The 21,505-nt window shown below is 63.8% G+C and carries 21 protein-coding genes; 10 read left to right on the top strand and 11 right to left on the bottom strand.

All coding sequences use genetic code 11. The annotated features are described in order from the left end of the window. Window positions 1–93 precede the first annotated feature (93 nt). The 3 genes from NKJ12_RS17305 to petA all read right to left on the bottom strand — a co-directional run bounded on the left by NKJ12_RS17305 (window position 94) and on the right by petA (window position 2,934). Window positions 94–966 (bottom strand): cytochrome c1, encoded by an 873-nt coding sequence (locus NKJ12_RS17305; RefSeq protein ID WP_352477976.1) that lies wholly within the window; start codon window positions 964–966, stop codon window positions 94–96. A gap of 89 nt (window positions 967–1,055) precedes the next feature. Beyond that, window positions 1,056–2,357, bottom strand: coding sequence for a cytochrome b (locus tag NKJ12_RS17300; protein WP_352687891.1), 1,302 nt, complete (start codon window positions 2,355–2,357; stop codon window positions 1,056–1,058). A gap of 16 nt (window positions 2,358–2,373) precedes the next feature. Next, window positions 2,374–2,934 (bottom strand): ubiquinol-cytochrome c reductase iron-sulfur subunit, encoded by a 561-nt coding sequence (gene petA, locus NKJ12_RS17295; RefSeq protein ID WP_352477980.1) that lies wholly within the window; start codon window positions 2,932–2,934, stop codon window positions 2,374–2,376. A 280-nt stretch (window positions 2,935–3,214) separates the two neighbouring features. Between petA and NKJ12_RS17290 the strand changes: the two genes are divergently transcribed. Continuing rightward, window positions 3,215–3,571, top strand: a complete 357-nt coding sequence (locus NKJ12_RS17290) for a cupin domain-containing protein (protein WP_352687893.1) — start codon at window positions 3,215–3,217, stop codon at window positions 3,569–3,571. Window positions 3,572–3,598: 27 nt separating this feature from the next. On the opposite strand, the gene NKJ12_RS17285 is transcribed toward NKJ12_RS17290, so the two are convergent. From NKJ12_RS17285 to NKJ12_RS17270, 4 genes are read right to left on the bottom strand one after another with little or no spacing between them, the layout of a single operon-like run. Continuing rightward, window positions 3,599–3,913, bottom strand: a complete 315-nt coding sequence (locus NKJ12_RS17285; RefSeq protein WP_352687895.1) for a DUF6665 family protein — start codon at window positions 3,911–3,913, stop codon at window positions 3,599–3,601. Between the two features lie 22 nt (window positions 3,914–3,935). Then, a complete protein-coding gene (locus NKJ12_RS17280) occupies window positions 3,936–5,819 on the bottom strand; it encodes an ABC transporter ATP-binding protein (protein ID WP_352704094.1) in 1,884 nt (627 codons plus the stop codon). Then, on the bottom strand, window positions 5,816–7,705 hold the full coding sequence (locus NKJ12_RS17275) for an ABC transporter ATP-binding protein (RefSeq protein ID WP_352704092.1): 1,890 nt from the start codon (window positions 7,703–7,705) through the stop codon (window positions 5,816–5,818). The genes NKJ12_RS17280 and NKJ12_RS17275 overlap by 4 nt, the downstream gene beginning before the upstream one ends. A gap of 22 nt (window positions 7,706–7,727) precedes the next feature. Then, window positions 7,728–8,270: a hypothetical protein gene (locus tag NKJ12_RS17270; protein ID WP_352704090.1), complete on the bottom strand. Its 543-nt coding sequence runs from the start codon at window positions 8,268–8,270 to the stop codon at window positions 7,728–7,730. Window positions 8,271–8,553: 283 nt separating this feature from the next. On the opposite strand from NKJ12_RS17270, the gene NKJ12_RS17265 reads away from it, so the two are divergent. Further along, the gene (locus tag NKJ12_RS17265) at window positions 8,554–9,012 is read left to right on the top strand and encodes a tRNA (cytidine(34)-2'-O)-methyltransferase (RefSeq protein ID WP_352704089.1); all 459 of its coding nucleotides are present in this window, start codon (window positions 8,554–8,556) and stop codon (window positions 9,010–9,012) included. A gap of 172 nt (window positions 9,013–9,184) precedes the next feature. Next, complete coding sequence (soxR, locus tag NKJ12_RS17260; RefSeq protein WP_352704087.1) at window positions 9,185–9,631, top strand: redox-sensitive transcriptional activator SoxR; 447 nt, start codon at window positions 9,185–9,187, stop codon at window positions 9,629–9,631. Here soxR and NKJ12_RS17255 read toward each other — a convergent pair. Then, complete coding sequence (locus NKJ12_RS17255; RefSeq protein WP_023679487.1) at window positions 9,628–9,885, bottom strand: hypothetical protein; 258 nt, start codon at window positions 9,883–9,885, stop codon at window positions 9,628–9,630. The two genes, soxR and NKJ12_RS17255, sit on opposite strands and share 4 nt — an antisense overlap. 105 nt (window positions 9,886–9,990) lie before the next feature. Here NKJ12_RS17255 and hemF point away from each other — a divergent pair, with 105 nt between their 5' ends. From hemF to NKJ12_RS17240, 3 genes are all read left to right on the top strand, one after another. Further along, window positions 9,991–10,905 carry an oxygen-dependent coproporphyrinogen oxidase gene (gene hemF, locus NKJ12_RS17250; RefSeq protein ID WP_352704084.1) on the top strand — a complete coding sequence of 305 codons (915 nt, stop codon included), beginning with the start codon at window positions 9,991–9,993 and terminating at the stop codon, window positions 10,903–10,905. Window positions 10,906–11,162: 257 nt separating this feature from the next. Then, complete coding sequence (locus NKJ12_RS17245; RefSeq protein WP_352508147.1) at window positions 11,163–11,423, top strand: DUF1344 domain-containing protein; 261 nt, start codon at window positions 11,163–11,165, stop codon at window positions 11,421–11,423. 266 nt (window positions 11,424–11,689) lie between these two features. Continuing rightward, a complete protein-coding gene (locus tag NKJ12_RS17240; RefSeq protein WP_352508148.1) occupies window positions 11,690–11,875 on the top strand; it encodes a DUF1059 domain-containing protein in 186 nt (61 codons plus the stop codon). Window positions 11,876–11,878: 3 nt separating this feature from the next. Here NKJ12_RS17240 and NKJ12_RS17235 read toward each other — a convergent pair whose 3' ends face one another. From NKJ12_RS17235 to NKJ12_RS17225, 3 genes are read right to left on the bottom strand one after another with little or no spacing between them, the layout of a single operon-like run. Then, window positions 11,879–13,147, bottom strand: a complete 1,269-nt coding sequence (locus NKJ12_RS17235; RefSeq protein ID WP_352508149.1) for a CCA tRNA nucleotidyltransferase — start codon at window positions 13,145–13,147, stop codon at window positions 11,879–11,881. Then, window positions 13,144–13,776: a CoA pyrophosphatase gene (locus NKJ12_RS17230; protein ID WP_352508150.1), complete on the bottom strand. Its 633-nt coding sequence runs from the start codon at window positions 13,774–13,776 to the stop codon at window positions 13,144–13,146. Before NKJ12_RS17230 ends, NKJ12_RS17235 begins: the two co-directional genes overlap by 4 nt. 13 nt (window positions 13,777–13,789) lie before the next feature. Continuing rightward, on the bottom strand, window positions 13,790–14,419 hold the full coding sequence (locus NKJ12_RS17225; protein WP_352477995.1) for a DUF1285 domain-containing protein: 630 nt from the start codon (window positions 14,417–14,419) through the stop codon (window positions 13,790–13,792). A gap of 146 nt (window positions 14,420–14,565) precedes the next feature. Between NKJ12_RS17225 and NKJ12_RS17220 the strand changes: the two genes are divergently transcribed. From NKJ12_RS17220 to NKJ12_RS17205, 4 genes are read left to right on the top strand one after another with little or no spacing between them, the layout of a single operon-like run. Beyond that, the gene (locus NKJ12_RS17220) at window positions 14,566–15,570 is read left to right on the top strand and encodes an AAA family ATPase (RefSeq protein ID WP_254819166.1); all 1,005 of its coding nucleotides are present in this window, start codon (window positions 14,566–14,568) and stop codon (window positions 15,568–15,570) included. Beyond that, window positions 15,570–16,484: a DUF58 domain-containing protein gene (locus NKJ12_RS17215; RefSeq protein WP_352508154.1), complete on the top strand. Its 915-nt coding sequence runs from the start codon at window positions 15,570–15,572 to the stop codon at window positions 16,482–16,484. Before NKJ12_RS17220 ends, NKJ12_RS17215 begins: the two co-directional genes overlap by 1 nt. Beyond that, the gene (locus NKJ12_RS17210; RefSeq protein WP_352704081.1) at window positions 16,481–19,303 is read left to right on the top strand and encodes a DUF4159 domain-containing protein; all 2,823 of its coding nucleotides are present in this window, start codon (window positions 16,481–16,483) and stop codon (window positions 19,301–19,303) included. The genes NKJ12_RS17215 and NKJ12_RS17210 overlap by 4 nt, the downstream gene beginning before the upstream one ends. A gap of 3 nt (window positions 19,304–19,306) precedes the next feature. After that, entirely contained in the window at window positions 19,307–21,394 is a 2,088-nt protein-coding gene (locus NKJ12_RS17205) for a hypothetical protein (protein ID WP_352704078.1), read from the top strand. Window positions 21,395–21,505 lie beyond the last annotated feature (111 nt).

Genomic DNA, 21,505 nt, shown 5'->3' with positions numbered 1-21,505 from the left:
AGGGCCTTGCTCAGCGTCGGCTACGATCAATCGACATGCCTGCAATGAAAAGGGCGCCTTTCGACGCCCTCGCATTCTCGTATATCGCAGGGCTCAGTGCGCCACGCCGGCCCACACCTTGCGCTTGGTCAGGTAGACCAGCGCACCGAACAGCAGCAGGAAGACCAGCACGCGAAAGCCGGTCTTCTTGCGGTCCTCGAGGTGCGGCTCGGCCGCCCACATCAGAAAGGCCGACACGTCGCGCGAGTACTGGTCGACCGTCTGCGGCGCGCCGTCATCATAGGTAACCTGGCCGTCGGAGAGCGGCTTCGGCATCTTCAGCGACACGCCGGACAGGAAGTACGGATTGTAGTGCGTGCCTTCCGGTATGACCATGCCAGCCGGCGGCTGCTGGTCGTAGCCGGTCAGCAGCGAGTGGATGTAGTCGGGGCCGCCCTGCGCATATTGCGTAAAGATGTCGAACACGAAGCGCGGGAAGCCGCGCTCGACGCCGCGCGCCTTGGCCAGCAGCGACATGTCGGGCGGTGCTGCGCCGCCATTTGCCGCCGCCGCTGCTTCCACATTGGGGAACGGCGCCGGGAAATGGTCGGACGGCTTGCCGGGGCGATCGAACATGTCGCCGGCATCGTTCGGTCCGTCGTGGATCGTATATTCGGCCGCCAGCGTCTTGATCTGCGCATCCGAATAGCCAAGGCCTTCCAGCGTACGGAACGCCACCAAATTCATCGAATGGCAGGCCGAGCAGACTTCCTTGTAGACCTTCAGCCCGCGCTGCAGCTGGGCCTTGTCGTAGGTGCCGAATGGCCCGGCGAAGCTCCAGTCCATTTCCTTCGGTTCGTGTATCGGGAAATGCGTCGGCGCCGCCTCATTGTGCGCCTCTTCCTGGGCGCTGGCTCCAGTGCTTGCGGCACCCATGCCCGCGGCCACAAGGCCAAGCAGCGCCAGCGAGGAGAGAATCTTTTTCATGCCAATTCCCCTTGAGATTCTCTGACGCGCTGTCATCGTCTCGAGCATGACCTTGTCCGAGTACCGGTTTCCACTTTTCGGGATCATGCTCAGCCCTTGGTTTCCGGGGCGGTCATGGCGCCAGCAGGATGTCCGCCGCCGCCCTTGTTCTTCTCGAGCACCGCCTCGGTGATCGAATTCGGCAGCCGTCGCGGCTTTTCGATCAGCCCGAGCACCGGCAGCGCTACCAGGAAGAAGGCGAAATAGAACAGCGTCGCCATCTGCGCCATGAATACATAGCTGCCCTCGGCCGGCTGCGAGCCCAGCCAGCCGAGCAGGATGGCGTCGGCCACGAACAGCCAGAAGAACAGCTTGTACCAGGGCCGGTAGACTGCCGAGCGCACCTTCGAGGTGTCGAGCCACGGCACCAGGAACAGCATGACAATCGCGCCGAACATGCAGAGCACGCCCCCGAGCTTGGAGTTGATGGGCCCGATATTGAAGGTGATGGCGCGCAGGATCGCGTAGAACGGCAGGAAGTACCATTCCGGCACGATGTGGGCCGGCGTCTTCAGCGGGTTGGCCACGGTGTAATTGTCGGGATGGCCGAGATAATTCGGCAGGTAGAACACGAAATAGGCGAAGACGAACAGGAACACGATCATGCCGAACCCGTCCTTTATGGTCGCGTAAGGCGTGAAGGCGAGCGTGTCGGTCTTCGATTTGACCTCGATGCCGGTCGGATTGTTCTGGCCGACGACGTGAAGCGCCCAGATGTGCAGCACGACGACGCCGGCAATCATGAACGGCAAAAGGTAGTGCAGCGCAAAGAAGCGGTTCAGCGTCGGATTGTCGACCGCGAAGCCACCGAGAAGAAGCTGCTGGATCCAGTCGCCGACCAGCGGAATGGCGGTGAAGAAGCCGGTGATGACGGTGGCGCCCCAGAAGCTCATCTGGCCCCAGGGCAGCACATAGCCCATGAACCCGGTCGCCATCATCAGCAGGTAGATGATGCAGCCGAGGATCCACAGCAGCTCACGCGGCGCCTTGTAGGAGCCGTAGTAGAGGCCACGGAAAATATGGATGTAGACGGCGACGAAGAAGAATGACGCGCCGTTGGAATGGAGATAGCGCAGTAGCCAGCCCGAATTCACGTCGCGCATGATCTTCTCGACCGAATCGAAGGCGAGAGTGCTGTCGGCTGCATAGTGCATGGCCAGCACGATACCGGTAAGGATCTGCGCCGCCAGCATAAGCGCAAGGATGCCGCCGAAGGTCCAGGCATAGTTCAGGTTGCGCGGCACCGGATAGGCGATGAAGCTGTCATAGACCAGCCGCGGCAGCGGCATGCGCGAATCGAACCAGCGTCCGATGCCGGACTTGGGCGTATAGGTCGAGTGTCCCTCGCTCATGGAAATATCCCCTGCCTCAGCCGATACGGATCTTGGTGTCGGAAACGAATTGGAACACCGGTACCGCCATGTTCTCCGGCGCCGGCCCCTTCCGGATGCGGCCGGCGGTATCGTATACGGAACCGTGGCATGGGCAGAACCAACCGCCGAAATCGCCTTCCTGGCCGAGCGGGATGCAGCCGAGATGGGTGCAGACCTGGACCATCACCATCCAGGCTTCCTTGCCCGGCGTGGTTCGATTGGCGTCGGTCGCCGGCGCGTCGGCCGGCAGGTTGGCATTGCGGGCGATTGGATCCTTGAGCTCGGCGAGATTGACCGCCTCGGCGTCCTTCATCTCTTTTTCGGTGCGGTTGCGCACGACCACCGGCTTGCCGCGCCACTTCACGACGAGCGACATTCCTGGCGTCAGCGACGAAACGTCGACCTCGACCGAGGCAAGCGCCAGCGTCGAGGCATCCGGACGCATCTGGTCGATGAACGGCCAAGCAACGGCGCCCGCGCCGACCACTGCGGCCATGCCGGTGGCGACGTAGAGAAAATCACGACGGTTGGGATCCTGGGTGTCGGTTGCGCTCACGGGTGCCTGATCCTTTCGCCTCTTCCGTGCCGGCGGCCGAGCTTGTTCCCCGCTCAATCGCGCCGGCCCGACAGCGCATGGCGAACAGGCTAGCGAATTCCTCCGGCATTTGGGACTTGGGTTTATGCGTGAAGCCTGTTTTTGTCCAGACGGGCGAAGGCACAAGGGCAGATTGTCGCGGGGGCGTAATTTGCCCAGCGGAACGATTGGAAAACAGCAGCAAAACCAAACGGCTGCGTTCACCTCGACAGCGGACGCTCGCCCGGTTTATCCTCGCCCCATGGCGCATGTCATCGACCGCGACAAATGGGCCAAAGCGCCCGACCAGTTGCCCGACCACTGGCAAGGCGAGTTGCAATGCGGGCCTTACGGTTCCAGCAGTTGCCTGATCTTTAACTACCTGCCGGAGACCGGCGGCGGCCCGAGGCTGCACAGCCATCCCTATTGCGAGATTTTCATCATCCGAACCGGGACCGGTCTGTTCACCGTCGGCGACCGGCAGATCGAGGCCACAGCCGGCCAGATCCTGATCGTACCGCCGAACACGCCGCACAAATTCACCAATCTCGGGCCAGGCCCGCTGGAAACCACCGACATACACGAGAACGGCGGCTTCATCACCGAGTGGCTGGAATAACGCTTCCCGAACCAGTTCCGGTTCGGATCATCCGCTGGCGCCGAGCCTGGCCAGAACGGCCTTGGGAATGTTGTATTCCCGGATCACCGTGTCGTGCTTGCGCAGGCCGCAAAGTTCGCGCTGGATGAAATACCCGTGCACCGCTTCGGCTGCATCCCTGAGCAGCCGGGCACGGTCGACACTGTCGCAATTCTCGCGCAGCCTCGTCAATGTTTCCTCGACGCGCCGGCCGGCGCGGCCGAGCGCGGCCGCCTTCTCGCCGAGGATTTCATGGCCAAGCAGGTCCAACGCGCTCTCCTGCGCGCCGGACCGTCCGAAATTCGATGGCATTCTCACCGCCATGGTCTACTCCGGTTTTTAGAAACTACTCCGCCGGCCGGGTCTCGGCCAGCGCGCTCTCCTCGTTGAACAGGAAGCCGCCGGACTGCCGCTTCCACAGCCTGGCATAGAGCCCGTCGAGCCCGACCAGCTCGTCATGCGTGCCTTGCTCGACGATGCGGCCCTCGTCGAGCACCACAAGCCGGTCGAGTGCCGCAATGGTCGACAGCCGATGCGCGATGGCGATGACCGTCTTGCCTTCCATCAGCCTTGCCAGATTTTCCTGGATCGCCGCCTCGATGTCGGAATCGAGCGCCGAGGTCGCTTCATCGAGCACCAGGATCGGTGCATCCTTGAGGAAGACGCGGGCGATCGCCACGCGCTGGCGCTGGCCGCCGGAGAGCTTGACGCCGCGCTCGCCGACATAGGCCTCGTAGCCGATACGATCGCGATTGTCGCGCAGACCGAGGATGAACTCGTGCGCCTCGGCCTTCTTCGCTGCCGCGACCACCTCGGCGTCGGTCGCTTCCGGCATGCCGAGCTTGATGTTGTCGCGCAGCGAGCGGTGGAAAAGTGCCGTATCCTGGCTGACGACGCCGATATTGGCGCGCAGCGAATTCTGCGTGACCCTGGAGACGTCCTGCCCGTCAATGGTGATCTTGCCGCTCTCGAGGTCGTAGAGGCGCAGGATCAGATTGACCAAGGTCGTCTTGCCGGCGCCGGACGGGCCGACCAGGCCGACCTTTTCGCCCGGCCGCACGACGACGTCGATGCCGTTGAGCACGCCGGACCCCTTGCCGTAGTGGAACTCGACATTGCTGACGTCGATGCGCCCGCCGCCGACGACAAGCTCTTTCGCGTCCGGCGCATCGGTCAGGCCGAGCGGCTGCGAGATCAGCGCCTTGGAATTTTCCAGCACGCCGAGATTCCGCAAGATGCCGTTGAGCTGCATCATCAGCCGGCCGAGCAGCATGTTCAGCCGCAGCACCAAAGACAGCGTGAAAGCCACGGCGCCGACTGTGATCGAACCCTCGACCCAGAGGTAAACGGCAAAGCAGGCGATCGCCGTTATCATGATGCCCGACAGCATCGTCAGCGCCATGCGCACGCCTGTCAGCCGGCGGGTGAACGGGCGCAGCGCGTCGAGATAGATGTCGAAGCCGTTCCTGATGTAGTGGTCGTCGCCATCGGCCGAGAACAGTTTCAGCGTCTGCACGTTCGAATAGGAATCGACAAGGCGGCCGGTGATCATCGAGCCGGCTTCGGCGGTCGCTTCGGCATGTTTGCGGATTGCCGGCAAATAGCGCCTGGCCAGCAAGCCGAAGGCGGTAATCCAGATCACCACCAGCACCGCCAGCCGGAGATCGAGCCCGGCGACCAGCGCCAGCGTCGTCACCGTATAGACGACCATGAACCAGACGACCTCGATGAAGCTTTCCATCAGATCGCCGGTCGCCTGTCCCGCCTGCCAGACCTTGGTCGCGATACGCCCGGCAAAGTCGTTCTGAAAGAAAGCGTAGGATTGGCGCGATACCTGGCGATGCGCCTGCCAGCGCACCAGATTATAGAAACCCGGCGTGATCGTCTGCTCGTCGACCAGCGCCGACAGACCGACGACAATGGTGCGGATGACCAGCACCACCGCGATCATGAAGACAAGCTCCGGGCCGGCGGCAGTCCACAGCGCGTGCCAGCTGCGTTCGCCGGGAAGCTGGTCGAGGATGTCGACCAGCCGCCCGACGAAATAGAACAGTCCGGCTTCGACCAGCGGCGCGATGCCGCCGATCACCAGCATGGCGAAGAAGGCGATCTTCGCCTGCCCGACATAATGCCAGAGGAAACCCCTGACGCCAGCAGGTGGCCGAAGGTCCGCTGGCTCCCGGAATGGATAGACCCAGTTCTCGAACCAGCGGTAGATGGCAGTCATCATTCGGCGGCTTCACCCTTGGCGATTGCATCGTTGGCGGCCGCATCGTTGGCAGAAGGCGCGTCGTCGAGCAGGAATCCGCCCGACTGACGTTGCCAGAGCTGGGCGTAGAGCCCGCCTTTGGCAACGAGTTCCTCATGCGAACCTTCCTCGATGACTCGGCCCTTGTCCATGACCACGAGCCGGTCCATGGCCGCGATCGTCGACAGCCGGTGCGCAATGGCGATGACGGTCTTGCCTTGCATCAGTTTGTAGAGATTCTCCTGGATGGCCGCCTCGGCCTCGGAATCGAGGGCGGAGGTCGCCTCGTCGAGAATGAGGATCGGCGCGTCCTTCAGCATGACACGGGCTATGGCGATGCGTTGCCGCTGGCCGCCGGACAATTTGACGCCGCGATCGCCGACATGCGCGTCGAAACCCTTGCGGCCGTTCGAATCCGACAAGCCGGCAATGAAATCCAGCGCCTCGGCGCGCCGCGCCGCCTCGAGCAGCATCTCGTTGCTGGCGTCCGGCCGGCCATAGAGGATGTTCTCGCGTACCGAGCGATGCAGCAGCGAGGTGTCCTGCGTGACCATGCCGATCTGGGCCCGCAGCGAGTCCTGCGTCACTGCCGCAATGTCCTGGCCGTCGATCAGGACCTTGCCGCTTTCGAGGTCGTAGAAGCGCAACAGAAGATTGACCAGCGTCGACTTGCCGGCACCCGATCGACCGACGATGCCGACCTTCTCGCCCGGCTTCACCGTCAGCGACAAGCTTTCGATCACACCCTTCTGCTTGCCGTAGTGGAAGCGGATGTCCTCAAAACGGATCTCGCCCTTGGTCACGGCAATATCCTTGGCGCCAGGCCGGTCTTCGACGAGGCGCGGCAGCGAGATCGAGGCGATGCCGTCCTGCACCGTGCCGATATTCTCGAACAGCGTGGACATCTCCCACATGATCCATTGCGACATGCCCCAGAGCCGCAGCACGAGGCCGATGACCAGGGCGACAGCGCCGATCGTCACGGCTTGGCCGAGCCACAGCCATAGCGAGATTGAGGCGACCGAAAACAACAGCAGCGAATTCAGGACATAGAGCAGGCCGTAGAGTTGCGTCACCAACCGCATCGATCGGTAAACGGTGTCGAGAAAGCCGGCCATACCGTCCTTGGCGAAGGATGCCTCGCGCCGCGCATGCGAGAACAGCTTGACCGTCTGAATATTGGAATAGCTGTCGACGACACGGCCAGTCATGGTCGAGCGCGCATTGGCCTGCTCCTCGCCGACCTTGCCCAGCCGCGGGATGAAATAGCGCAACAGCAGGACATAGCCGGCAAGCCAGACGGCAAGCGGCGCAGCCAGCCGCCAGTCTGCCGAGCCGACAATGAACAGCATGCCGAGAAAATAGACGACGATATAATTGAGCACATCGATGAGCTTGATGACGCACTCGCGCACGGCGAGCGCTGTCTGCATCAGCTTGGTCGCGATGCGCCCGGCAAACTCGTCCTGATAGAAGCTCATCGACTGCTTGAGCAGGTACCGATGCACCTGCCAGCGGATACGCATCGGATAATTACCCATCAGCGTCTGCTGGTTGAGCAGCGAATGGAACCAGACGGTTGCCGGCAGCGCGAAAACCACGATGAAGGCCATGCCGGCCAGCTTCAAGCCTTCGGTCTGCAGGAACGTCTCGCGATTCTGTCCGGACAGCCAGTCGACGATCCGGCCCATGAAGCCGAACATCCACACCTCGGCAAGGGCGATGGCCGTCACCAGTACCGCATCGAGAGCGATGTAGGGCCATGCGCCGCGCGTGTAATGCACGCAGAAGGCGATCAGTGTCCGCGGCGGCTCGACCGGCTCCTTGGCAGGGAACGGATCGAGCCTTTTTTCAAACCAGCTAAACATAGTGATGCTCACAATTTCCCGCTCACGCGGCACGCGAACGGACGAGGTGCCCAGACCGCATGGCGTCAAGAACCGGCGATACGGTATCGTCCGCCTCGCCGGCCCTGCTTCGCGCTATATAGGTTGTCGCGGGCCTTTCGCCGACAGTCTCGCTTGACAATGCTGACGACGTTTTGACAATCCGGATTTTCGCGCCGGTTTTTGCACCAGGCCGGATCAGCCTGATGATCCGGCGCACCAACGACGGCCGGCTATAGTCCGGAACGGCGCGCGAGAAATCGATGTCCGGCAGCATGCCGCGATGCGGACGCCGGCGGGTCTCGGCGTGAACCGCCGACGAGTGGGTCTCGCCGATCAAAAGTGCCCAGGTCGCAATCTTGCGCTCGTGCAGGCTTCTTGAGCCGGGTATTCTACAGGGATCGAACATCGGTCCGTCCTCCACTTGAAGATGCAGATAGAAGGGTGAGTCGACCCAGGCCGCGGGCATGCGCGGTGCGGCAAAGGTGACATCGGTCGAATTGTGTTCAGGCGGGGCGTTCAGCCCCTTGCACAGCTTGAAAAACATCGCAGGATTCCTTCAAAGGCCGAAAAGGTTTCGGCGGGAATCGGTGCGATCAGAAGTCTAGAAGGTCAGGAGAATCGTCGTACCGAAACCGCCGTCGGGCTGGTAAGCCCACGAGAGAGGTGGTGGATGTGCATGGCCATCATGAATTACCCCTCCATCGGTTCGGGTTGACAATGCTGGCCGTATAACCGACTTCGCAGAAAATGACCACCCGCCAGTCCAGGAATTTCCAAAACCGCGAGAGCTCTGTGGCTGATCTGCCACTTATTAGAAAGACGCGGAAATGAACGACCGTCTCCGCATCGCGCTCTACCAGCCTGATATCGCCGGCAACACCGGGACAATCCTGCGCTTCGCCGCTTGCCTCGGTCTCGGCGTCGACATCATCGAACCGGCGGGCTTCCCGCTCGGTGACCGGGCGCTGAAACGGGCCGGCATGGACTACCTCGAAATGGCGGCGCTCACCCGGCATGTCGACTGGCACGCCTTCGAGGACTGGCGCAAGCTTGCCAAGCGGCGGGTCGTGCTGCTGTCGACCAAAGCAGCTGCCGCCTACACGGATTTCGCCTTTACCGGCGACGACATTCTCCTGTTCGGCCGCGAATCCGCAGGCGTGCCGGATGCCGTCCACGAGGCGGTGGATGCGTGCCTGACCATCCCGATGCAGCCCGGAGCGCGCAGCATCAACGTCGCGCTTTCCGTTGCGATGGTGGCGGGCGAGGCGATCCGGCAGCTTCGCTAGGACGTGTACGCGATCGCCGGCCGCAGCGACCAAGGCATCGTCCTCACGCAACACTGCGTCCTCTCCGGTCATTCTAAATCCAGACGCCCATCGCCATCTCCTGCCGTTTGCATCTTCGAGGCTTCTTCGCTACAAGCTCAACTTAACTTGAGGTCAAGCGGAAAAATCGGAGATGGCTGCGGCAACGGAATTGACGGTCGGCCAAGTGGCGACGCGCAGTGGCGTGGCGGTGTCGGCGCTGCATTTCTACGAAGCGCGCGGGCTGATCCGCAGCCACCGCACATCAGGCAACCAACGGCGTTACGGCCGCGACGTGCTGCGACGTGTGACGATCATCAAGGTAGCGCAGGAGGTCGGCATTTCGCTGGCCGAGATCGGCACAGCCCTTCGATCGCTGCCCGAAGGACGAACGCCGACCCGCGAGGATTGGAACCTGCTTTCGACGGCTTGGCGCGACGAGCTCGACCAGAAGATTAGTCAGCTCAAGAAGCTGCGCGACGGGTTGACCGACTGTATCGGCTGCGGCTGCATGTCGATCGACAAATGCCCGCTGCGGAATAAGGGCGACCGGCTGAGCATCCGAGGGCCCGGCGCGAGGCGCTTGCTGATCGAGCGTTAATCCGCCGCCGGCAGCCGCCTGATCGTGAATTCGATGACGTCGCCCGGCCGCTCGAACCAGCTCTCGATCTCGGTCCAATAGGCCTGCTTGGGAAAGCGCTCGAACCATTCCTTCGCCTTGAGACGAGCGTCGGAACGCGGCAGCACGAAGGTCTCGCGCAGGAAACCGTCGCGCGGCATGCGCGCGTTCTCGGCGCGTGAACGGTCGAGCCTCTTCTTCAGGCCATCCAGCGGCGGTCTTGCCGGGGTGCGCAAGAAAGAACTCCATTCACACTTGACCCTTGCACCTAAGAGATTAGGGATCGCGGCCGGAAAAGACGAGTCATTTGTCGGGGTACGCCCCGCAACCGGAGACAGGATTTGCAACGACCCGAGATACCGGCTGGGCTGCCAGCCGACATCGAACAGAAGAAGACGAAGGCACGGCTGTGGTTCGAGACGTTGCGCGAGCGCATCTGCGCCAGCTTCGAGCAGATCGAGCAGGACCTGCGGGGGCCGCAGGCCAGCTGGTCGCCCGGTCGCTTCGAAAAGACGCCGTGGCAACGCGATGCCGGCAAGGGCGGCGGCGGCATCATGTCGATGATGCATGGCCGCGTCTTCGAGAAGGTCGGCGTCCACACCTCGACCGTTCATGGCGAGTTCTCCCCCGAATTCAGGACGCAGATGCCGGGCGCCGAAGAGGACCCGTCCTTCTGGGCGAGCGGCATTTCGCTGATCGCCCATCCGTGGAACCCCAACGTGCCGGCCGTGCATATGAACACGCGCATGGTCGTCACCTCACGCCAGTGGTTCGGCGGCGGCGCCGACCTGACACCGGTGCTCGACCGCCGCCGCAGCCAGGACGACCCCGACACGATCGCGTTCCACAGAGCGATGCAATTTGCCTGCGAGAAGAACGCGGTGATCGCCGACTACGTGAAATTCAAAGCCTGGTGCGACGAGTACTTCTACCTGCCGCACCGCGACGAGCCACGCGGTACCGGCGGTATCTTCTTCGACTGGCTGCATTCGGGGGAGGACAAAGGCGGCTGGGACGCCGATTTCAACTTCGTCCAGGACGTCGGGCGATCTTTTCTCGTCGTCTACGGGCATCTGGTGCGCGCCAACTTCAATGACAACTGGACCGATGGCGACCGTGACGAGCAGCTCATCCGCCGCGGCCGTTATGTCGAATTCAACTTGCTTCACGATCGCGGCACCATCTTCGGGCTGAAGACCGGCGGCAATGTCGCCTCGATCCTGTCCAGCCTGCCGCCAGAAGCGAAATGGCCGTAAAATCTCGGTGAGCACGAGGTGAGCCGCAATCGGGTCCAAATCCCCGGAATTTGACGGCGAATGTGGCGCAAGGCGCGCCAAAAAATATCTTTTTCGTCTAATATACCATTGTAAAGATTGGGCTATTTGTCGCGTCGGGCCGGGAAACGCCGGCGGTTCTTTACTCCCGAGAGCCGCGACCCGACGTGACCGGACGGCCCATGATTGAATGGGGCACCTTTCCTAAGCGGTGCCCGCATTTTCCAGGAGAGCATGCCATGCGCAAGCTTATTGTGACCGCAGCCGCCGCTGCGGTTCTCGCCTCTGGTACTGCCGCATTTGCTGCGGTCAAGCACACCACCGGCACGATCAAAAGCTTTGATGGAACGGCGATGAGCCTGGTTCTGGATAACGGAGCCACCTTTACGTTGCCCCAGACCTTCAAGGATCCTGGCCTGAAGGTCGGCGAAAAGGTCCGCGTCACGTGGGATATGAGCGGCAAGGATAAAATTGCCGAGGCAGTCAAGATCGTGAAGTGATGTCCTGCCCGCTGGAGCAAGACGAGGTCTTACTCCTGGGTAGCGTAAGAGGGCGGAGCAGCGATGCTCCGCCTTTTCGCAACCCGATCACCGCGTGTCGGCTTGGACGCACGGCACTCTAAGGCAACCAAAACCATTCGATCGTGTTATGCTAACCTGGCCAGCGTGTAGCCCGGATACCGGAGCGGTTTCCGGATCGCGCAATCAAAGGTCTGGAGCTTCCGTGTCAGTGCGCGGTGCTCCAAGGAGGAGATGAGGAGAAGCCGATGAAGGAATTCCATTGCGGGTCGCTCGTACCCGGCTGCGAGTGGCACACACGCGCGGAGGAGGAGGCTGAGGTCATGCGCCGTGCCGTCGAGCATCTGCGCGAGACGCATGGCGAGACGGTGATCCGCGAGACGATGATCGAGGCGATCCGCTCGCGCATCGAAATGGTCCGCGACGCAGCGTGACGGTCAGGATTCGAGTGCCTCTGCGGCGCGCTTGAGCAGCGCGCCGCGATCGAGCGCAAAACCGGACTCGACCCATTCCTTTTCGAGGTTCTTCAACGTTGCACCAAGCTTTGGCCCCGGTGACGCGCCAAGTGTCGTCAGATCGGCGCCCTTGAGCGGAAAAACAGGGTTCTGCCATTTTTCGGCGAAGGCAAGCAGGCGCGAGAAGCCACCGGCTTCGAGTAGTGCGTCATTGTCTTCGACCGCGCGGGCTCGAGCGGAAGCAAGCAACAGCCGCAGCCGATCGACAAAGCCTTGGCGGTCGCCAAAATAAAGCCTTTTCGCCAACTCTCCTTCGGTCGTTTTCGGATCGACGGCAGCCGTGATCGCCCAATTCCGCAGGCGGCTTGCCTCGCTCACGGAAAGCCTCAATCTCTCCGCAAGCGTTTTCATGCGCGCGGCATCCGGCGGCACGACGGCTTCCAGCCTGAGCAGCGGGTCCGGCGCCCAGGCCAGGTCCTTCTCGGTCTTGGTCAGCCCGTGGATGGCATCGATGCCCCATTTCTCGCTTTCCGGCAAAACGGCGGTCAGAACGCCGGCTTGGCGCATCCACAGCAGCGCCCGCGACGGATCCGGCGCCGACAGCAATTTCTTCAATTCCCACCAGACGCGCTCGACCGAGAGCTGGTCGAGCCCCTGCCTCAGCCGGGCGCAAGCCTTTAACCCTTCGGCATCCGGCCTGCCGTCGCCATACCAGGCGAAGAAACGGAAGAAACGCAGGATGCGCAGATAATCCTCGCGGATACGCGCTTCCGGATCGCCGATGAAGCGCAGCCGCCGCGCCTCGATATCGGCGATACCGCCGACCAGATCGACGACCGTTCCATCGGCTTCCGCATAGAGTGCATTGATGGTGAAATCGCGCCGCTCGGCGTCGGCTTTCCAGTCGCGGCCGAACGACACTTTGGCGCGCCGGCCGTCGGTTTCGATATCGGCACGCAGCGTGGTGACCTCGTAGGCCTTGCCCTGGGCGACCGCGGTGACGGTGCCATGCTCGATGCCGGTCGGCACCGTCTTGAAGCCCGCCGCCTCGGCACGCCGGATGGTTTCCTCGGGCACCGTCGTGGTAGCGATGTCGATGTCGGCGACCGGCTGGCCGATGAGCGCGTTGCGCACCGCACCGCCGGCGACACGCGCCTCCTCGCCGCCGTCGGTGAGCGCGGCGAGCAGGCGCTGCAAGTGGCTTTCGCCGAGCCAGCCGGCCTTGCCGGCAATCGACACCGGATTGCTCACGAATAGAGCCTTTCATAGAGCGTTCGAATGATGCCCGCAGTGACGCCCCAAATGCGCTGGCCGCCATAGGGCATCTCGTAAAAGAACCATTCGAGGTCGTTCCACATGCGACTGTCTCTGGTGTGGTTGGCGGGGTCCATCAGAAAACCCAGCGGCACCTCGAAGACAGCATCGACTTCGTCGGAATTCAGCGTCAGGCTGAAACCGGGCCGCGCGATCCCGAGCACCGGGGCGATGCGATAGCCGCTGCCAGAAACGTAGTCCGGCAGACGGCCGATGATCTCGATGTAATCCCTATCGAGACCGATCTCCTCGAATGTCTCGCGCAACGCCGCCGCTTCCGGGCTCGCATCGGTTGGATCGACGGTGCCACCGGGAAAAGCAACCTGCCCCGAATGGTTGCGCAGCTTTTCCGCCCGCCTGGTCAAAAGGACCGTGGCTTCATGGCCATGATCGACCACCGGGATCAGAACGGCGGCATCGCGCAGCGCCTTGGCCAGCTTCAGTCTGGGATGGCCCGGATTGAAGCGGTGGTCGCCAAAATCGTCGCCGGCATGCGCCAGCGGCTGCGCCGCGACGCGCTGGCGAAACTCGGCAGCGGAAAACGCCAACGGCGTCGCCTGATCCATCATAGGCGGTCCATCATGCGCTCAGCCGTTTCAGTTTCTCAGCCGGCATGATTGGATAGACCTCGCCTTTGGAACGGACGGCAAACATCGTCTTGCCACCGATGTCGATCTCTTCGCCGTGCTCGACCAGCTCGTACATCACCGGCCGTGCCACCAGCGCCTCCAGCCGCCCGCGCACCAGCACATAGGGCTTCAGGCCACCTGTCTCGTCCTCATCGACGAAGCGCAGCGGGTGTCCCGCCCCAGCCTCGACCACGTCGCCGACATTGGTGCGAAAGGTGATGATTTGTCCATCGCCCGCGCCAGACACGTCCATCTCGACGGCAATGAAGGGCGCATCGGCGACGCGGATGCCAACCTTTTCCACCGGCGTCACCAGGTAGGTCCTGCCGTCCTCGTCCTTACGCAGCACCGAGGAAAAAAGCTGCACCAGCGGCATCCGGCCGATCGGCGTTCCCAGATAGAACCAGGTGCCGTCCTGCTTGATTTCCATGTCGAGATCGCCGCAAAACGCCGGATTCCAGCGTTCCACCGGCGCCGGCCCCTTGCCGGCGCGCGTCGCGCGCGAGACCAGCGCTTGCAGCCCGCGCGCCTCAGTCGCGGCCGTCAGGCTCTCTTCACGATTGTCTGCGGCTTCCGTCATGGTCACGAAATAGTCACTGTTGTTCCGCTTGTCAGCCTAAGTCTGTGATTTAAATTCAAAGACAGGCGCCCTGCGAGGCCGAATCGCGGCATTCTGCGGCACCCACTGTGCCAAGCGGTATTTCCAACCAGAAGGATCGATGCTGCATGAGCGTGATGATCAAGGAAAGCCCGATCAGCGAAAAGGACATGGTGGCGCAGGCCGAGAAAGCGCTGGCCGACATTTCAAGGGTTCGCAACGGCGTCGGCCGGGTCATCTTCGGCCAGGAAAGCGTCGTCGAGCGCACGCTCGTCGCATTGCTGGCCGGCGGCCATGCACTGCTGGTCGGCGTGCCCGGCCTAGCCAAGACCAAGCTGGTCGAAACGCTGGGCATCGTGCTCGGCCTCGATTCGCGCCGCATCCAGTTCACGCCCGACCTGATGCCGTCCGACATTCTCGGCTCAGAGGTGATGGAGCAGGATGAATTCGGCAAGCGTTCGTTCCGCTTCATTTCCGGGCCGATCTTCGCGCAACTGCTGATGGCCGACGAGATCAACCGCGCCTCACCGCGAACCCAGTCGGCGCTGCTGCAGTCGATGCAGGAATACCACGTCACCATTGCCGGCGTGCGCCACGATTTGCCGTCACCGTTCCATGTTCTGGCGACACAGAATCCGCTGGAGCAGGAAGGCACCTATCCGCTGCCCGAGGCACAGCTCGACCGCTTCCTGATGCAGGTCGACATCCTCTACCCCGAGATCGAGGCGGAGCGCCGCATCCTGCTGGAAACCACCGGTATCGAGGATGCCAAGGCTGAAAACGTGCTGCAGCCGGCGCGGCTGAAGGACATCCAGACGCTCATCCGCCGCATGCCGGTGCCGGAAAGCGTCGTCGAGGCGATCCTCAAGCTGGTGCGCTCTGCGCGTCCCGGCCAGGGCAACGCCGATACCGACAAGCACGTCGCCTGGGGCCCAGGCCCGCGCGCCAGTCAGGCGCTGACGCTGTGCACCCGCGCCCGCGCCCTCTATGACGGCCGGCTGGCGCCGTCGGTCGACGACGTCCGCGCACTGGCCGAGCCGGTGCTGCAGCACCGCATGGCGCTGACCTTCGCCGCCCGCGCCGAGGGCACCACGGTTCGCGACGTCGTGGCGAAGCTCGCGAAAGGGATTTGATGGCGCGCATCGGTGAAGCGCAGGCACCGGCAGCGACGCGCGATGCGCTCGCCAGAGGCCGGTTGCGGGCTTCGTTGGTGCCGGACCTGCTGGTCGAGGCGCGCCGCATCGTCAACACGGTAATTGCCGGCTGGCATGGCCGCCGCAAGCGCGGCATCGGCGAGAACTTCTGGCAGTTCCGGCCCTATGTCGAAGGCGATTCCTCGCGCATTGACTGGCGCCGTTCCGCCCGCGACGACCACACCTATGTCCGCGACCGTGAATGGGAGGCCGCCCACACGGTGTGGCTGTGGGCCGACCCCTCGCCTTCCATGCTCTACAAATCGACCGGAGCCAGCGTTTCCAAGGAATCGCGCGCCCTTGTGCTGACGCTGGCCATGGCCGAGCTTTTGTCGCGCAGCGGCGAGCGCATTGCCTGGCCCGGCCTGACCGACCCGTTCACCGCCCGCAATGGCGCCGAGCGCATCGCGGCGCAACTGATGCACGCCGGCGGCCTGCCGGCAAAGCCCGACCTGTCCGGCATTCGCCGCTTCTGCGACATCGTCCTCGTCAGCGATTTCCTCGACCCGGTCGAGGACACCATGGCCTGGCTGGACGTGCTCGCCCGCCACGGCGTGCGCGCACACCTGATCGAGGTCGCCGATCCGGCCGAGGAAAGCTTCCCCTATGCCGGGCGCACCGAATTCACCGATCCTGAGACCGGCGACAAGCTGACCGCCGGCCGTGCCGAAATGCTGGGCGAGGACTATCGCCTGCTTTATGCCGCCCGCCGCCAGGAACTGGCCGCCTGGTGCAAACGGCTTGGCTGGAGCTTTACCGTCAATCATACCGATCGCCTTGCCTCCGAGGCGCTGGTGCGCATCCATATGGCGATGACCGCCGAGGGCAGCTTTGCCGGGAGGGCCCGCGCATGAGTTGGCTGCCGCTCTCCTTCGGGGCGCCGATGGTGCTGTGGGGCCTGCTGGTGCTGCCGGTGATCTGGTGGCTTCTGCGGCTGACTCCGCCCAGGCCGCAAACCGAGGTGTTTCCGCCGCTCAGGATTCTCGCCCGCGTGTTGAGGCGCGAAGAAACGCCGCGGCAGAGCCCTTGGTGGCTGACGCTGCTCAGGCTGCTGATGGCCGCGCTTGTCGTGGCGGCACTTGCCGAACCCGTCTTCAACCCGCGCGAAAAGCTGCCCGCCGAGGGCGCCGCCCTGGCGCTGGTGATCGACAATGACTGGGCAAGTGCCCCCGACTGGGGCAAGCGGGTCGCCACCGCCGAGCGGCTGATCGCCGATGCCAATTCGAATGGCGTGCCGGTGCTCATCGCTTTCACCGCCGAGAAGCCGAATGCCGAGATCGGTCCCTTCGATGCCGCTGCCGCGCTCGACCGGCTGCGCGCGGCAAAGCCGCGGCCGATCCCGACCGACCGCCCCGCCGTCTACGCCCGCGTCGCGTCAGCCCTGGAGTCGCTGCCGGGCGCCAGCGTCGCAGTGCTCGCCGATGGCTTGGCGGCGCAAGGCGACGAAACCGCCTTCAACACGTTGTTGTCAAAGAACGCGGCACGTATTGTCTGGGCCGTCTCCGACCGGCTGTCGCTGACCGGCCTGACCGGCGCCGACAACCAGGTCGACGGCTTCGCCCTGACCGCCATCCGCGCACCGGGCGACCCGGCACCTGCACAGGTGACGGCCGGCGCGTTCGACGACAAGGGCCGCCGCATTGCCGACGCGACGCTTACCTTTGCCCCGGGCGGAACCACCGCGACCGGCACGATGGCGGTGCCGTTCGAACTGCGCAACGACTTCGCCTACATCGCGCTCGATGGCGAGCGCCAGGCCGGTGCCGTCCGCGTGCTCGATGAGAGCTCAAAGCGCCGCCGCGTCGGGCTGCTGTCGCAGTCCGAGGCCGATCAGGCGCAACCGCTGCTGTCGCCGCTCTACTACATCCGCCGCGCCCTGCAGCCCTTCGCCGATCTCGTCGAGCCGTCGAGCGTCGATCTCGCCGACGCCATTCCGCAACTGCTCGACCAGAAACCGGCGATGATCGTCATGGCGGATGTCGGCACCATTCCGGAACAGGCGCGGCAGAGGCTGGTCGACTGGGTCGACAAGGGCGGCACACTGGTGCGTTTTGCCGGTTCGCGGCTGGCCGCTGCCGGCAATGACGACGATCTGCTGCCGGTCCGGCTGCGCACCGGCGAGCGATCGCTTGGCGGCGCGCTGTCATGGACGGCGCCGCAGCCGGTCACCGAATTCCCGAAAACCGGTCCCTTCGCCGACCTCGCGCCGCCAACCGAGGTCACCGTTACTAGGCAGGTGCTGGCCGAGCCGACGCCCGACATTGTCGAGCGCACCTGGGCCACGCTTGCCGACGGCACGCCGCTGGTGACCGGGATGAAGAAGGACAAGGGCACCCTCGTACTGTTCCACGTCACCCCCGAGGCGACGTGGTCCAACCTGCCGATCTCCGGCAGCTTCGTCGAGATGCTGCGGCGCATCGTGCAATTGTCGCGCAACCAGGGCTCGGCGGTCGCCAACGCCGAGGCAGCCGCCACGTCGCTGGCACCCTATCGCATGATCGCCGCCGACGGCACGCTGGTGCCGCCGACGCCGGATGCCAAGCCGTTGGTGCCAGGCGCCGGCCCGCTGCCGGTGACGCTGGAAAACCCGCCCGGCCTCTACGGCTCCGAGACAGGAGTGTTCGCTCACAATCTGCTCGGCGGCGACAGCGCATTCACGCCGCTTGCCCGGCCTGAAATCACGGTGCCGATCACCACCATCCAGTATGCCTTCGACGAGCAGCGCAACCTCAAAGGTCCGCTTGTCACGGCCGCCCTGGTGCTGATGGTGCTCGACACGCTTGCCGTATTCTGGATGGGCGGCCTGTTGTCGCGCCGGCCGCGCCGTGCCGGCGCTGCGGCGACGGCAGCCGTCCTGCTGATTGCGCTCTGCGCCTTGATTGGCCACGCGGACGTCGCGCGTGCCGACGACGCCAAACCGGGAGATACAGAGGCGATCGGGGACATTTCAAAGACCCGGATCGCCTACGTGCTGACCGGCGAACCGGGTGTCGATTCGATCAGCCGCGCCGGGCTCGAAGGGCTGACCCGCTTTCTTATCGAAAAAACCGCGCTCGAACCCGGAGCACCCGCCGGCGTCGACATCTCGAAGGACGAACTGTCCTTCTACCCGCTGATCTACTGGCCGATCGATCCCTCGGCCCCGATGCCGAGCGAGGCCGCCATCGCCCGCATCGACGCCTATATGCAGCAGGGCGGAACGGTCTTGTTCGACACCCGTGACCAGTTCGCCAATGGCATTGGTGCGGATTCGACCAGCCCGGCTACGGAGCGGCTGCGCGACATCCTCGGCAACCTCAACGTGCCACCGCTGGAACCGGTGCCGTCGGACCACGTGCTGACCAAATCCTTCTACATTCTTCCGGAGTTTCCTGGCCGTTTTGCCGGCAGCCCGCTTTGGGTCGAGGCATCGCTCGAAGCCAGCAACACCGAGAACCGCCCGGTGCGCACCGGCGACGGCGTTTCGCCAATCATGATCACCGCGAATGATTTCGCCGGCGCCTGGGCGGTCGACGAGAATGGCGACCCGCTATTGCCGACGGTGCCTTCGGATCCGATGCAGCGCATCTATGCGCTGCGCGCCGGCGTCAACATCATGATGTACATGCTGACCGGCAACTACAAGTCCGATCAGGTGCACGTCCCGGTGCTGCTCGAACGGCTGGGGCAGTAGACTATGAACTGGTCGCTCTCCTTCGAACCGCTCATCACCTGGCCGCTGCTCGCAGTGGTCCTGGTGCCGCTGCTGCTGCTGGCGCTGGCCGGCCTTTGGTTTCGCCAGCGCGGTGCGATTTTCCGCCTGGCAGCCCTGATTGCCCTGGCTGCGGCGCTGCTCAATCCGGTGTTCCTCGACGAAGAGCGCGAGCCGCTGAAAAGCATCGTCGCCGTCGTCGTCGACCGCAGCCAGAGCCAGGATATCGGCGACCGCACCAAGCAGACCGACGCGGCGTTAGCCGGGCTTCAGCAGCGTCTCGGCCGCTTCAAGCAGTTCGACGTCCGTGTCGTCGAAACCGGCAAGTCCGAAGCCGCCGACGAGCGCACCGAGACGCGGTTGTTTTCCTCGCTCGAAAATGCTTTCCGCGACGTGCCGCCATCGCGCATCGGCGGCGCCATCATGATCACCGATGGCGAGGTGCATGACGCGCCGTCCGGCACACCCGACTTCAATGCCCCGCTGCATGCGCTGATTACCGGCAACGAGCATGAAAAGGACCGTCGCATTCGCTTCGAGAATGCGCCGCGCTTCGGCCTCGTCGGCAAGCCGCTCGACATGACCTATCGCGTCATCGCCACCAACAACGACACCGGCCCGGTCGATGTCCGCGTATCGGTCAATGGCGAGCAGGTATCGGTCGAGCACGCCAACATCGGCCAGGCGATGCCGCTGCAGGTGACCATTCCCAGCGCCGGGCGCAACATTGTCGAACTCGCCATCAACCACGAGCCGGGCGAACTCACCGACACCAACAACCGCGCCATCGCGCTGATCGACGGTATTCGCGAAAATCTGCGGGTACTGCTCGTTTCCGGTGAACCGCATGCGGGCGAGCGCACCTGGCGCAATTTGCTGAAATCCGACGCTTCGGTGGACCTCGTGCACTTCACCATCCTGCGCCCGCCGGAAAAGCAGGACGGCACGCCGATCAACGAATTGTCGCTGATCGCCTTCCCGACGCGCGAGCTGTTTGTTGAGAAGATCAAGGATTTCGACCTGATCATCTTCGACCGCTATCAGCACCGCGACGTACTGCCGATCCTCTATTACGACTATATCTCCGAATATGTCGAAAAGGGCGGCGCGCTGCTGATCGCGGCAGGCCCCGAATATGCCGGCGAAAGCTCGATCGCCCGCACGCCGCTGATATCGGCGCTGCCGGCAATGCCGACCGGCGAGGTCATCGACAAGGCCTTCTATCCGCGCCTCACCGATACCGGCCAGCGTCATCCGGTAACGCGCGGGCTCGACGGCTCCGCGACCGAGCCGCCGCACTGGAGCCGCTGGTTCCGCACCATCGGGGTCGAGAACCCCGAGGGCGAGGTGGTGATGAAGGGCGCCGACAACCGGCCGCTGCTGCTGCTCGATCGCAAGGGCGAAGGCCGCGTCGGCATGCTTCTGTCCGACCAGGGCTGGCTGTGGGCGCGCGGCTTCGAGGGCGGTGGCCCCCACGTCCAGCTCTACCGGCGCATCGCCCACTGGCTGATGAAGGAGCCCGAACTCGAGGAAGAGCGGCTGACCGCCGACGGCCGCGGCATGGTGCTGGAAATCCGCCGCCAGACGATGAGCGACGACCCCGGCCCGGCGCAAGTCATCACGCCATCCGGCAAGGCACTGATCGTCAGGCTCGAGAAATCCGAACCAGGTGTCTTCCTCGGCAGCGTCGAGACCAGCGAAATCGGTCTCTACCAGGTCGGCAATGGCGACCTGACGGCATTGGCCCATGTCGGGCCGGTCAACGCCCCGGAATTCACCGATGTGGTCTCCACCGAGAACCGGCTGAAACCACCGGCTGAGGCAACCGGCGGCAGCGTTCGCCGGCTGGCGCCGGCCTCGGCACTTGGCAATCTCACCAGCATGGTCACGCTGCCCTCGATCGTTCCAGTCCGCTCCTCGGGAGCGGCTTCCGGCAATGACTGGATCGGCCTGCGCACCACCGACGACAGCGTGCTCAAGGCCGTCTCGCGCGTGCCGCTGTTCGGTGGCTTCCTCGGACTCGGCCTGCTGCTTTTGGCGATGGGCTCTATGTGGTACCGCGAAGGGCGGTAGCGGCACCGTCCTTCCTTCTCCCCTTGTGGGCCTGTTGCGCAGTAACCGGGGATGTTTGGATGGGGCGGGATCGCAGGGATTTCGCTCGTCTTTGTGAGCTCCGCCCCCTTG

Origin of the sequence: Mesorhizobium sp. M0195, assembly GCF_040322115.1 — a bacterium.
GTDB lineage: Bacteria > Pseudomonadota > Alphaproteobacteria > Rhizobiales > Rhizobiaceae > Mesorhizobium.
This window is presented reverse-complemented; position numbering and strand designations above follow the sequence as displayed.

What these genes read in the sequence shown, in the direction of transcription:
- NKJ12_RS17305 (WP_352477976.1), bottom strand. Translation starts at nt 966, where the DNA reads ATGAAAAAGATTCTCTCCTCGCTGGCGCTGCTTGGCCTTGTGGCCGCG.
- NKJ12_RS17300 (WP_352687891.1), bottom strand. Translation starts at nt 2,357, where the DNA reads ATGAGCGAGGGACACTCGACCTATACGCCCAAGTCCGGCATCGGACGC.
- NKJ12_RS17290 (WP_352687893.1), top strand. Translation starts at nt 3,215, where the DNA reads ATGGCGCATGTCATCGACCGCGACAAATGGGCCAAAGCGCCCGACCAG.
- NKJ12_RS17285 (WP_352687895.1), bottom strand. Translation starts at nt 3,913, where the DNA reads ATGGCGGTGAGAATGCCATCGAATTTCGGACGGTCCGGCGCGCAGGAG.
- NKJ12_RS17280 (WP_352704094.1), bottom strand. Translation starts at nt 5,819, where the DNA reads ATGATGACTGCCATCTACCGCTGGTTCGAGAACTGGGTCTATCCATTC.
- NKJ12_RS17275 (WP_352704092.1), bottom strand. Translation starts at nt 7,705, where the DNA reads ATGTTTAGCTGGTTTGAAAAAAGGCTCGATCCGTTCCCTGCCAAGGAG.
- NKJ12_RS17270 (WP_352704090.1), bottom strand. Translation starts at nt 8,270, where the DNA reads ATGTTTTTCAAGCTGTGCAAGGGGCTGAACGCCCCGCCTGAACACAAT.
- NKJ12_RS17265 (WP_352704089.1), top strand. Translation starts at nt 8,554, where the DNA reads ATGAACGACCGTCTCCGCATCGCGCTCTACCAGCCTGATATCGCCGGC.
- soxR (WP_352704087.1), top strand. Translation starts at nt 9,185, where the DNA reads ATGGCTGCGGCAACGGAATTGACGGTCGGCCAAGTGGCGACGCGCAGT.
- NKJ12_RS17245 (WP_352508147.1), top strand. Translation starts at nt 11,163, where the DNA reads ATGCGCAAGCTTATTGTGACCGCAGCCGCCGCTGCGGTTCTCGCCTCT.
- NKJ12_RS17240 (WP_352508148.1), top strand. Translation starts at nt 11,690, where the DNA reads ATGAAGGAATTCCATTGCGGGTCGCTCGTACCCGGCTGCGAGTGGCAC.
- NKJ12_RS17230 (WP_352508150.1), bottom strand. Translation starts at nt 13,776, where the DNA reads ATGGATCAGGCGACGCCGTTGGCGTTTTCCGCTGCCGAGTTTCGCCAG.
- NKJ12_RS17225 (WP_352477995.1), bottom strand. Translation starts at nt 14,419, where the DNA reads ATGACGGAAGCCGCAGACAATCGTGAAGAGAGCCTGACGGCCGCGACT.
- NKJ12_RS17220 (WP_254819166.1), top strand. Translation starts at nt 14,566, where the DNA reads ATGAGCGTGATGATCAAGGAAAGCCCGATCAGCGAAAAGGACATGGTG.
- NKJ12_RS17215 (WP_352508154.1), top strand. Translation starts at nt 15,570, where the DNA reads ATGGCGCGCATCGGTGAAGCGCAGGCACCGGCAGCGACGCGCGATGCG.
- NKJ12_RS17210 (WP_352704081.1), top strand. Translation starts at nt 16,481, where the DNA reads ATGAGTTGGCTGCCGCTCTCCTTCGGGGCGCCGATGGTGCTGTGGGGC.
- NKJ12_RS17205 (WP_352704078.1), top strand. Translation starts at nt 19,307, where the DNA reads ATGAACTGGTCGCTCTCCTTCGAACCGCTCATCACCTGGCCGCTGCTC.